This is a genomic window from Brevirhabdus sp., from assembly GCF_052826345.1.
The window spans coordinates 1-11,360 of record NZ_JBRBUA010000017.1 but is presented as its reverse complement, the minus strand read 5'-3'; the positions used below and the strand labels follow the sequence as shown (position 1 = coordinate 11,360).

At 66.4% G+C, this 11,360-nt stretch carries 12 protein-coding genes and 1 pseudogene; 3 read left to right on the top strand and 10 right to left on the bottom strand.

The annotated features are described in order from the left end of the window. Both ACU0BR_RS02555 and ACU0BR_RS02550 read left to right on the top strand, forming a co-directional pair. Positions 1–118: pseudogene (locus tag ACU0BR_RS02555) on the top strand (S-methyl-5'-thioadenosine phosphorylase); the annotation flags it as partial. A gap of 85 nt (positions 119–203) precedes the next feature. Beyond that, positions 204–737, top strand: coding sequence for an adenine phosphoribosyltransferase (locus ACU0BR_RS02550; protein ID WP_446155276.1), 534 nt, complete (start codon positions 204–206; stop codon positions 735–737). Here the strand turns inward: ACU0BR_RS02550 and ACU0BR_RS02545 are convergent. From ACU0BR_RS02545 to coxB, 10 genes are all read right to left on the bottom strand, one after another. Continuing rightward, entirely contained in the window at positions 732–2,150 is a 1,419-nt protein-coding gene (locus ACU0BR_RS02545; RefSeq protein ID WP_446155275.1) for an FAD-binding oxidoreductase, read from the bottom strand. The two genes, ACU0BR_RS02550 and ACU0BR_RS02545, sit on opposite strands and share 6 nt — an antisense overlap. A gap of 167 nt (positions 2,151–2,317) precedes the next feature. Continuing rightward, a complete protein-coding gene (locus tag ACU0BR_RS02540) occupies positions 2,318–2,908 on the bottom strand; it encodes a GNAT family N-acetyltransferase (RefSeq protein WP_446155274.1) in 591 nt (196 codons plus the stop codon). Then, entirely contained in the window at positions 2,908–4,176 is a 1,269-nt protein-coding gene (locus tag ACU0BR_RS02535) for a M16 family metallopeptidase (protein WP_446155273.1), read from the bottom strand. Before ACU0BR_RS02535 ends, ACU0BR_RS02540 begins: the two co-directional genes overlap by 1 nt. After that, positions 4,173–5,564 carry a threonine synthase gene (thrC, locus tag ACU0BR_RS02530; RefSeq protein WP_446155272.1) on the bottom strand — a complete coding sequence of 464 codons (1,392 nt, stop codon included), beginning with the start codon at positions 5,562–5,564 and terminating at the stop codon, positions 4,173–4,175. The genes ACU0BR_RS02535 and thrC overlap by 4 nt, the downstream gene beginning before the upstream one ends. Beyond that, the gene (locus ACU0BR_RS02525) at positions 5,561–6,253 is read right to left on the bottom strand and encodes an SURF1 family protein (protein ID WP_446155271.1); all 693 of its coding nucleotides are present in this window, start codon (positions 6,251–6,253) and stop codon (positions 5,561–5,563) included. Before ACU0BR_RS02525 ends, thrC begins: the two co-directional genes overlap by 4 nt. 110 nt (positions 6,254–6,363) lie before the next feature. Continuing rightward, positions 6,364–7,155, bottom strand: a complete 792-nt coding sequence (locus tag ACU0BR_RS02520; RefSeq protein WP_446155270.1) for a cytochrome c oxidase subunit 3 — start codon at positions 7,153–7,155, stop codon at positions 6,364–6,366. A gap of 21 nt (positions 7,156–7,176) precedes the next feature. Then, the gene (locus ACU0BR_RS02515; protein WP_446155269.1) at positions 7,177–7,752 is read right to left on the bottom strand and encodes a cytochrome c oxidase assembly protein; all 576 of its coding nucleotides are present in this window, start codon (positions 7,750–7,752) and stop codon (positions 7,177–7,179) included. After that, entirely contained in the window at positions 7,749–7,961 is a 213-nt protein-coding gene (locus ACU0BR_RS02510) for a hypothetical protein (RefSeq protein ID WP_446155268.1), read from the bottom strand. Before ACU0BR_RS02510 ends, ACU0BR_RS02515 begins: the two co-directional genes overlap by 4 nt. 1 nt (position 7,962) lies before the next feature. Continuing rightward, the gene (cyoE, locus tag ACU0BR_RS02505; protein WP_446155267.1) at positions 7,963–8,895 is read right to left on the bottom strand and encodes a heme o synthase; all 933 of its coding nucleotides are present in this window, start codon (positions 8,893–8,895) and stop codon (positions 7,963–7,965) included. Positions 8,896–8,951: 56 nt separating this feature from the next. Continuing rightward, positions 8,952–9,815, bottom strand: a complete 864-nt coding sequence (gene coxB / locus ACU0BR_RS02500; protein WP_446155266.1) for a cytochrome c oxidase subunit II — start codon at positions 9,813–9,815, stop codon at positions 8,952–8,954. Positions 9,816–10,001: 186 nt separating this feature from the next. On the opposite strand from coxB, the gene ACU0BR_RS02495 reads away from it, so the two are divergent. Beyond that, the coding region (locus ACU0BR_RS02495; RefSeq protein ID WP_446155265.1) for a TldD/PmbA family protein at positions 10,002–11,360 on the top strand (1,359 nt) is incomplete at its 3' end.

The following is an 11,360-nucleotide window of genomic DNA, read 5'->3' as shown; positions in this document are numbered from 1 at the left end:
CGCGCCCTGCCCGCACGGCTGCGACCACGCGCTGGAATACGCGCTGCTGACCGCACCCGAAAACCGCGACCCCGCCTTGACGGCCAAGCTTGACGCGGTGGCGGGGCGGATGCTTTAGAGCGAGCCGCCGCGCCTGCGGTGCCTGCCGGAGCCTCCGGCGGGGATATTTTCGACCAGAAGAAGGCCCCAGGGAAGGACAGCGCGTGCACAAGACCGTTCGGGACTATATCAGGACAATCGTGGATTTCCCGCATGAGGGGATCATGTTCCGCGATGTCACCACGCTTTTCGCCGATCCGCGCGGCTTTCGCATCGCGGTGGATCAGCTGCTGCATCCCTATGCCGGCCAGCAGATCGACAAGGTCGTGGGGCTGGAGGCGCGCGGGTTCATCCTGGGCGGCGCCATCGCACATCAGCTGACCAAGGGGTTCGTGCCGATCCGCAAGAAGGGCAAGCTGCCCGGTCGCACGATCAGCCAGGATTACAAGCTGGAATACGGCGAGGCGATCGTGGAAATCCACGATGACGCGCTGAAGCCGGGCGAGAAGGTTCTGGTCGTAGACGACCTGCTGGCCACCGGCGGCACCGCCGAGGCCGGCATCAAGCTGATCGAGCGGCTGGGCGCGGAGGTCGTGGGCTGCGCCTTCATCATCGACCTGCCGGAACTGGGCGGGCGCAGGCGGCTGGAAGCGCTGGGCATGGAGGTTCATGCGCTCTGCGCCTTCGACGGGCTATGAGCTCTCCCTCAGCATCGCGCCGGGGTTCATGATGCCATGCGGGTCGAGCGCGGTCTTGATCGCGCGCATCGCCGCCAGTTTGACCGGATCGCCGTAGGTTTCCAGATCCCCGGTCTTGAGCCGCCCGATGCCGTGTTCGGCGCTTACGGAGCCCATCATGGCATGGACCAGATCGTGCACGCAGGATTTGACCGCCCCGCGCTGCTGATCGTGTTCCGCGCGGTCGTGGCCTTGGGGCGGGAAGACGTTGTAATGCAGGTTCCCGTCGCCCAGATGGCCGAAGCAATTGATGCGGAAATTCCCCAGCGCCGCCAGCGCACGGCCCGCGCGATCGATGAACTCGGGGATATGGCCGAGCGGCAGCGAGATGTCGTGCGACATGATCGCACCGATGCGGCGGTTGGCTTCGGGGATCTGTTCGCGCAGCTCCCACAGCTCATGGCGCTGCGCCTCTGACTGGGCGATGACGCCATCGTGCACCAGCCCCTGCGCGTCGGCGGCGACGAAAAGCTGTTCCAGCGCCTCCTGCGGGTCCTGGTCGGCCGACAGCCCCAGGTCGATCAGCACGCACCATGGGGGCGGCGCCGCAAAGGGCTGTCGCTGATCGGGCAGGGTTTCGGCCAGGAAATCCAGACCCACCCGTGACATAAGTTCGAAGGCGTTGATCCCCTGCCCTAGCTGCGCCTGCGCCATCGACAGGAGCGTCAGCGCCGCCTGCGGGTCGCTGACCGCCAAAATGGCGGTGCCTTCGCGGGCGGGACGCGGATAAAGCTTGAGCGCGGCGGCGGTGATGATGCCCAGCGTGCCCTCGGCCCCGATCAGCAGGTTGCGCAGGTCGTAGCCGGTGTTGTCCTTGCGCAGCCGCGTCAGCCCGTGCCAGATCGCCCCATCGGGCAGCACGGCCTCGAGGCCCAGGCACAGATCGCGCGCGTTGCCGTAGCGCAGCACGCCGACGCCGCCCGCGTTGGTGGCCAGGTTGCCGCCGATCCGCGCCGAGCCCTTCGACGCCAGCGACAGCGGAAACAGCCGGTCGGCGGCCTCGGCGGCGGCGTGCAGATCCTGCAGGATCACCCCCGCCTCCGCGACGATGACGTTTTCGTTCGGCAACACGGCGCGCACGGCCGCCATCCGTTCAAGCGAGACGATCACCCGGCGCGGCCCGTCCTGGTCGATCTGACCGCCCACCAGCCCCGTGCCGCCGCCGTAGGGGATGACGCCCACGCGCGCGGCATGGCAGGCGCGCAGGATGGTTGCGACCTCTTCCACGGTGGCGGGCGCGACCAGCAGCGCATCGGCCCCGTGATAACGCCCGCGCGGCTCTTCCAGGTAGCGCGGTTCCAGCGGGCGGAAGGCCCCTGTCGGAAGCAGCTGGCGCAGCCGCGCTTCGAAGGCGTCGTCGGCAGGGTTGAGCATGGCGGGCGTCCTTCGGCGGATGACACGCGCCCTTGGTAGCCGCACGCATCGGGGCGGGGCAAGGCATTGCCGCATGGCGGGGGGCAGAACGGGGTCCGGCGCGCCGGAGAAAGGAGGGGATGGCGCGAGGGGCACGGGCGCAGCGCGACGGGCACGGGCGCAGCGCGTCAGGCCAGGCCCACGCCGGTCTTGCCGCGCCGGTCGCCGCGCAGGCTGGCGTAGAGCACGTGATTGCGCCAGCGGCCATCGATTTGCAGATAGCTTTGCGCGACGCCCTCATATTTGAAACCGGACATTTCCAGCACCCCGCGCGAGGCGCGGTTTTCCGGCAGGCAGGCCGCTTCCAGCCGCGACAGATCCTGGGCGGTGAAGGCGTGGTGCACCACTGCCTTGATCGCCTCGCGCATGTAGCCGCGGCGCTTGTGCGGTTCACCGATCCAGTAGCCGAGCGTCCCCGCCTGCGAGGGGCCGCGCCGGATATTGTCGAGCGTCAGCGCGCCCAGCAGGGCGTTGTCCTCGCGCCGGATCAGAAAGAGCGGCAGCGCGGTGCCAGAGGCGACCGCGCGCTGTGCCCAATAGACGCGATTGGTGAAGCCCTTGCGCGACAGGTGATCATCCGACCAGGACGGCTCCCACGGTTTGAGGAAGGCCTCGCTTTGCGCCCTCAGCGTTCCCCAGGCGCGAAAATCGCTGTGCAGCGGCAGGCGCAGCGACATGCGCTCGGTTTCGATCTGAACCTTGCGCCTGCGACCCAGCATCAAGCGGCCAGACGCTCCCGCAGGGCCTGAAGCCCCGGCGCCGAGGCCGCCGCGCGCGGCCCGTAGACCGCCAGCGCGGCCTCGGCCTTTCCGGCCATGGTGGCGGCAAAGCTGCACACGTCATTGCGCCCGACGCCGTCGATATGCGCGACGACCTCGGCCATGTCGGGCACCCTGCCCCAGATCGACAGCATCCGCGCCGTGCGTTCCGCGCGGTTCGACGGGCTTTCCAGCCCCATCAACATGCCCGCCTTCATCTGGGCGCGCGCGCGCGCGACCTCGGCCTCGCTCATGTCATCGGCGGAGCGGCGGATTTCGTCTATGGTCAGCTCTGCCAGCTCGCCCAGCTGCTCGGCGCTGGTGCCGGCGTAGATCGTCATCAGCCCGGTTTCGTCATAGGCGCCCGCCTGCGCGAAAATCGTGTAGCACAGGCCCCGCTTTTCGCGAATCTCCTGGAAAAGCCGCGAGGACATGCCGCCGCCCAGGGCGGTGGCGTAGACCTGCGCGGTATAGACGGCCGGATCGCGATAGCCGGGGCCTTGCAGCGCCAGGGCGAAATGCACCTGTTCCAGTTCCTTGATCTCGCGCCGCTCGCCGCCATGAAAACGTGCGTCGGTGACGACCGGGGCCGCGGCGGACGGCATGTCGCCGAACAGCCGCTCGGCCAGCCGCATGATCTGATCGTGGTCGACCGCACCGGCCGCGGAAAGGATCATCTGGCCCGGGCCGTAGTGTTCCTCCACGAACCGCGCGAGATCGGCCTTGCCGAAGGCCTGGACACGTTCCGCGGGCCCCAGAATGGTGCGGCCCAGCGGCTGCCCGGGATAGGCGGCTTCCTGGAGCCAGTCGAAGATCACGTCGTCGGGCGTGTCCAGCGCCTGGCCGATTTCCTGCAGGATCACGCCGCGCTCGACCTCGATCTCTTCGGGATCGAAGACCGGATTGCGCAGGATGTCGGCGATCACGTCCAGCGCCAGCGGCACATCGGCGGCCAGCACGCGGGCGTAATAGGCCGTCACCTCGCGCGAGGTATAGGCGTTCAGATAGCCGCCCACATCCTCGATCTCCTCGGCGATCTGCAACGCGCTGCGCCGGGCCGTGCCCTTGAAGGCCATGTGTTCGAGGAAATGCGCGATGCCGTTCTGCTCGACCCGCTCGTTGCGGCCGCCCGCCGTCACCCAGACCCCGATCGAGGCCGATTGCAGATCGGGCATCGTCTCTGTCGCGACGCGAAAGCCGTTGGGCAGGGTATCTATCCGAAGCGTCACTTGAAAAGTCTCTCCCGGATGGTGGACTGAATCGCGGCCAGATCGTTGGGCACGGAAATCACGCGCTCCGAACGCTCATACAGATCCGCCATGCGAGATGGAAGAGGCGGCCTGATGCCCGTCGCGGCTTCGACCGCATCGGGGAACTTCGCCGGGTGCGCGGTGGCCAGCGTGATCATCGGCACCGCCCCCTGCCCCTGGTCGCGCGCAACCTTGACGCCCACCGCCGAATGCGGGCACAGCAGCTCGCCAGTGCTGGCGAAAAGCGTGCGGATCGTGTCCGAGGTCTCGGCCTCCGACGCCCGGCCCGAGGCAAAGCTGTCGCGCAGCCGCCCCAGCGCGCCTTGGCTGACAGTGAACCCGCCCTCGGATTTCAGCTGCTCCATCTGCTGGGCCACCGCGGCGCCGTCGCGGTCATAGACATCGAAAAGCGCACGCTCGAAGTTCGAGGAGACCTGGATATCCATCGACGGGCTGATCGAGGGGGTCACCCCCTCCTTCATGTGGGCGCCGGTGGCCAGGGTACGGTGTAGGATGTCGTTCTGGTTGGTCGCCACGATCAGCCGGTCGATGGGCAGCCCCATCCGCTTGGCGATGTAGCCTGCGAAGACGTCGCCGAAATTGCCCGTTGGCACGGTAAAGCTGACCGGGCGGTGCGGCGCGCCCAGCGACACGGCGGAGGTGAAGTAATAGACCACCTGCGCCAGCACCCGCGCCCAGTTGATCGAATTGACCCCCGCCAGCTGCACCGCGTCGCGAAAGGCGAAATCGTTGAACATGTCCTTGACCGCCGCCTGGCAGTCGTCGAAATCGCCGTCGATGGCGATGGCATGGACGTTGGGCTCGGCGGGCGTGGTCATCTGGCGGCGCTGCACCTCGGACACGCGGCCGTGCGGGTAGAGGATGAACACATCGACATTGTCGAGCCCGCGGAACGCCTCGATCGCGGCCGATCCGGTGTCGCCGCTGGTGGCGCCCACGATCGTCACCCGCTCGCCGCGCCGGGCCAGCGCCGCCTGGAACAGCTGGCCGATCAGCTGCATGGCGAAATCCTTGAACGCCAGCGTCGGGCCGTGGAACAGCTCCAGCAGGAAATGGTTCGCGTCGAGCTGCACCAGCGGCGCGCGCGCGGGATGGCCGAACCCCGCATAGGCGCGCTGGATGATCGCGGCGAATTCCGCGTCGTCGATGGTGTCATCGACGAAGGGGCGCATGACGCGGAAGGCCACATCCTCATAGCCGAGCCCCGCCAGCGCCGCGATCTCGGACGCGCTGAGCGTGGGAATGGTGTCGGGCACGTAAAGCCCGCCATCGCGCGCCAGACCTGTCAGCATCGCCTGCTCGAAATTCAGCTCGGGCGCGGTTCCGCGGGTGGATATGTATTTCATCGCTGTGCCTTCCGGTCGGTCTTCTGCCTCATACGCCACAGAAGGAAGGCTGTCATCCCCAGCCACACCGCCGCGAGCGAGAACCAGGTCAGCGCATATTGGAAGTGATCGTTCGGGATGCTCTCGGTGCCGACGGGCACGGGGGTCACGTCGGGCTGCGGCTGCGCGGTCTCGCGCACCACCACGAGCACGGGCTCGGTATCGAGCGCGCGCGCCATCGCGCCCACCTCCCTCGCGAACCAGATGTTACGTTTCAGGTCCGGCTTGGGGGTGAAGCCGTCGGTTTCCTGCGGCCAGTGCAGGTTGCCCACGACGCTCACCTGCCCGCCCTGCGGGCGCGGGGCGTCCTTTTCGGCCTCGGGGACGAAGCCGCGATCGAGCAGGATGCGCCGGTCGCCCATGTCGAGCGCAGATATCACCCTGTAGCCCGGCCCTGCAAAGCGCGTGGAGGACAGCACGTGGATTTCCGGCCCCACCAGCCGGCCCGATACCGTCACCGGCAGGTATTTGTCGGACACCGCATCGGGTGCGAGGGGCAGCGGAACGGGGGCGGCGTAGATGCGCGCCTCGATCGCGGCCAGCTGCGCCTCCTTCCAGCCCATCCGCTGGATCTGCCAGACCCCCAGCGCGATGAGGATCGCCGCGCCGCACAGCCCGAACAGCAGCGGCGCGATCATGCGTTTGGTCATCACTTGCCCCTTTCAGACGAAAAGCCCCGGAGAATCTCCGGGGCCCTGAACCCCCAGCGGGGTGCGGCACCGGCGCGCGCCGGAACCGTTGGATCGTGGGAAACGCCTGCTCAGCCGCCCCAGATGTAGACAGAGGCGAAGAGGAAGAGCCACACCACATCGACGAAGTGCCAGTACCAGGCGGCAGCCTCGAAACCGATGTGCTTTTCGGGGGTGAAGTGACCCCGGTAGACCCGGAGCAGGCAGATGAACAGGAAGATCGTGCCGATGATCACATGCGCGCCGTGAAAGCCCGTCGCCATGAAGAAGTTGGCGCCGTAGATATTGCCCGCGAAACCGAAGGCGGCGTGACTGTATTCATAGGCCTGGAAATAGGTGAACAGAAGGCCCAGGCCGATCGCCAGGATCAGACCCATTTTCAGGTCCTTGCGGTTGTTCTCATGCACCAGCGCGTGGTGCGCCCAGGTCGCCGCCGCACCGGAGCACAGCAGGATCAGCGTGTTGATCAGCGGCAGGTGCCAGGGATCGAAGGTTTCGATCGAGGGGGGCGGCCACTGCCCTTCCGAGAAGGTCGCCATCGGGTAGAGCGCGTGCTTGAAGAAGCTCCAGAACCAGGCCGCGAAGAACATCACCTCGGACATGATGAAGAAGATGAAGCCATAGCGCAAACCGATGCGCACGACCGGCGTGTGGTCGCCTTCGCGGCTTTCGGTGATGACGTTCGACCACCATGCGAACATGGTGTAAAGCACCATCGCCAGGCCGATCAGGAACAGCCAAGGCCCTTGGGAATGCATCCACAGAACCGCGCCGAACAGCATGGTGAAACCGCCCACCGCGCCGAAGAACGGCCAGATACTGGGGGCCAGGATATGATAGTCGTGATTTTTTTCATGCGCCATTTCGGTCCCTCGTTCGAGGCGTCAGTTTATTGGGTTCGCGGGGGCCTGCGGCAGGCTGGCCTGGTCCGCGGGCAGGTCGGTCTCATGGAAGGTGTAGCTCAGCGTGATATGCTTGACATATTTCGCGTCGCGGTCTTCCACGATCTCGGGATCGACGTAGAAGGTGACGGGCATCTGGACCCTCTCACCGGGTTGCAGGATCTGTTCCGTGAAGCAGAAACAGTCAATCTTGGTGAAATATCCGCCTGCATCATAGGGCGCGACATTGTAACTGGCCGTACCTGCGATGACGCGGTCGGTGGGATTGTAGGCCTCGTAGAACGCCAGGCCGGTCTCGCCGATCTTCAGGTCGATCTCACGCACCACGGGCTTGAATTCCCAAGGCATACCGCGTTCCAGCGAGGCGTCGAAACGGATCGTCATGGTGCGGTCGAGAACGCGGTCCGAACCTGCGTCGGCGGTGGCGGTCGTCCCGCCGAAGCCCGTGACCTTGCAAAACCAGTTGTAGAACGGCACCGACGCCCAGGCCAGCGCGCCCATGGTCACCACCACGCCCACCAGCATCGCGGCGGTCTTGCCCGGGCTGGTGCTGCTCATTGGATCGCCCCCTGCGAGGCGCCTTTGACGGGCGACGCGCCGCTGTCAGCGGCGACGGCTGCGGGTGCCGGGCGGGCCTCGCCTTCGCGCGTCACCTTCACGACCGTCAAGCCGAACACCAGCGCGACGAATCCGGTCAGCAGCAGGCCGACCCAAAGGTTGCGCGAAAATCGGCGTTCATGCAGTTCGTGATCCTTGCCAAATGCCATTTCACCAGCCCCCCAGGCCAATACTGCGCAAAGCGGCCTCGCCCAGAAGCGCGCCGAAATGCACGAAGAGATAGATCAGCGAAAGCTTGAAGAACTTGCGCTCCGTCGCGTAGCGGTCGGCCTCGGCCGCGGCCTCGTCGCGCTTCCAGATCTGCCAGGCCCCGGCCAGGAACAGCCCGTTCATCACCAGCGCGACCGCCATGTAGAGCGGCCCGCCGATGCTGGTGAAACCCAGCCCCAGCGCGACCGGCACCAGCAGCGCGGTGTAGATCGCGATATGCTGGCGGGTGACGCGGCGACCGTGGGTCACGGTCAGCATCGGCACGCCGGCATTGGTATAGTCGTCCTTCATGAACAGGGCCAGCGCCCAGAAATGCGGCGGCGTCCACATGAAGATCAGCGTGAACATCAGAACCGATTCCAGCGACACGCCGCCCGTGGCCACGGCCCAGCCGATCATCGGAGGGAACGCGCCCGCCGCCCCGCCGATGACGATGTTCTGCGGCGTCCACCGCTTGAGCCACATCGTGTAGACGACGGCGTAGAAAAAGATGGTGAACGCCAGCAGCCCCGCCGCCACCGAATTGGCGGCCAGCAACAGCATGACGACGGCGAACCCCGACAGCCACAGCCCGATCTGAAGCGCCTCGCCGGGGCTCACGCGGCCCGAGGGCACGGGACGGCCCGACGTGCGGCGCATCACCGCGTCGATATCCGCATCCCACCACATATTCAGCGCGCCGGAGGCACCGCCCCCGATCGCGATGAACAGGATCGCGGCGAAAGCCTCTACCGGGTGCACCGACACCGGCGCCACCAGCAGGCCCACCAGCGCGGTGAACACGACCAGCGACATCACGCGCGGCTTGAGCAGGGCGAAGTAATCGCCGAAATGCGCCTCGCCCCGCTGGGGAAGAATGGTGGTATCGGACATGTCCGGCCTTTCGAAGCTTGTGCGGGCGGTCATACCGCCGCCCGCGCGTTCCGCGGTCAGTTGGAAGCGACCTTAACGCTGGGCATGGTGCCTGCGTATTCGTTCTTGGCGGCGGTCAGCCACTGGGCGTAGGCCTCTTCGCTGACGACCTTGACGGTGATCGGCATATAGGCGTGATCCTTGCCGCAAAGCTCGGAGCACTGGCCGAAGTATACACCTTCGCGGTCGGCACGGAACCACAGTTCCGCCAGCCGCCCCGGAACACCGTCCTGCTTGACGCCGAATGCGGGCATCGCCCAGGAATGGATCACGTCGGCGCCGGTCACCTGCACCACGACGGTCTTGCCCACCGGCACGACGACCGCGGCATCGGTGGCGAGCAGATATTCGTCGGGATTGTAGCCGTAGCTGGCCAGATCCTCACGCGGCAGCATGAAGCTGTCGAAGCCGAAGCCCTCGTCGGGGTATTCATAGCCCCAGTACCACTGATAGCCCGTGGCCTTGATCGTCACGTCGGCCTCGGGGATTTCCTGCTGGTCGAACAGCACCGGCAGCGAGAAGGACCCGATGATCACCAGAATCACGATGGGGATCAGCGTCCAGGCGATCTCGATCGGCGAGTTATGCGTGAAGGTCGCGGGAACGGGGTTCGATTTCCGGTTGTAGCGGAAGATCACGAAAAAGATCAGCGCGACGACCAAAAGCACGATCGCGGAGATGATCACCAACAGAAAACTGTCGAGCCAATGCACGTTGCGCGCGAGCGATGTTGCCGCGGGCTGGAATGCGATCCCCAGCGGATGCGGCTTGCCCACGGTTTCCAGACCCTGAATTTCCAGATCCTGCGCCAGCGCGGGCAAACTCATCAGTGTGGTGAAGGCCGCAGCAGACAGGCCGCGAATTAGGCTCATTGGTTTCATAGTTCGTTTCCTGTTTTCGGCGCGGTCGTGGCCGCCTGGCTGGATGGATCTACAGCGCTGGCGGAATCCCCCGTTGTTCCCTGGAACGGAAAAACCATATTAGGAAGAAAGGAACAAGCGAAACGCTTGCGGCATTCGGCCGCTTGCGGCGTGATTTTATGTGCCATCAGCCCCGCAGGAGCAGCCATGACCTCTTCCCAGCCCGCCTTTCGCCCCTTCCAGACAACGCTGGACGAAGATGAGGCGCTGTCGGTTCTGCGCGCCACGCTAACCGGGGCGGACGATGGCGAATTGTTTCTCGAACGCCGCAGATCCGAGGTTCTTTCCTTTGACGACGGGCGCCTGCGCACCGCCAGCTATGACGCGTCGGAAGGTTTCGGGTTGCGCGCCGTGCGCGGCGAGACGGCCGGATACGCCCATTCGAGCGACATCAGCATGGCCGCGCTGAAGCGTGCCGCCGAGACCGCGCGACTGGCGGTGGGCGTCGGCGGCGGCACTTTGGCGCAGCCCCCCCAGGCGACGAACCGCAAGCTCTATACCGACGCCGATCCGCTGGAGGGTGCGGAATTTCAGGTCAAGATCGACACCCTGCGCGAGATAGACGCCTTCGCCCGCGCGCTCGATCCCCGCGTGGTGCAGGTCTCGGCCACGGTGGCGGCATCCCTGCAGGAGGTCGAGATCCTGCGCCCCGAGGGGCTGCGCGCCAGCGATATCCGCCCGATGACCCGGCTGAACGTCTCCGTCATCGTGGAGGAAAACGGCCGCCGCGAGTCGGGCGGCATGGGCGGCGGCGGGCGCACGCTGCTGACCGGGCTGATCGACCCCGCCCATTGGCAGGACGTCACGCGCGAGGCGCTGCGCATCGCGCTGGTCAATCTCGAGACCGAGCCCGCCCCCGCGGGTGTGATGGACGTGGCGCTGGGGGCCGGCTGGCCCGGCATCCTGCTGCATGAGGCCGTCGGCCACGGGCTGGAGGGCGATTTCAACCGCAAGAAGACCTCCGCCTTTGCCGGGCTGATGGGCCAGCGCGTCGCCGCGCCGGGGGTGACGGTGCTGGACGACGGCACCATCCCCGACCGCCGGGGCTCGATCAGCATCGATGACGAGGGCACGCCGTCGGGCAAGAACGTGCTGATCGAGGACGGTATCCTCGTGGGCTACATGCAGGATCGCCAGAACGCGCGGCTGATGGGGGTTGCGCCCACCGGCAACGGGCGGCGCGAAAGCTATGCGCACACGCCGATGCCGCGGATGACCAACACCTACATGCTGTCGGGCGATGCGGCGCCGGACGATATCGTGGCCGAGCTGAAGGACGGCATCTATGCCGTGGGCTTCGGCGGCGGGCAGGTCGACATCACCAACGGCAAGTTCGTCTTCTCCTGCACCGAGGCCTACCGGGTGAAGAACGGCAAGGTCGGCGCGCCGGTCAAGGGCGCGACGCTGATCGGCGACGGCGCCACGGCACTCAAGAAGATCCGCGCCATCGGCAATGACCTCGCGCTTGACCCCGGCATCGGCAAGTGCGGCAAGGCGGGCCAATGG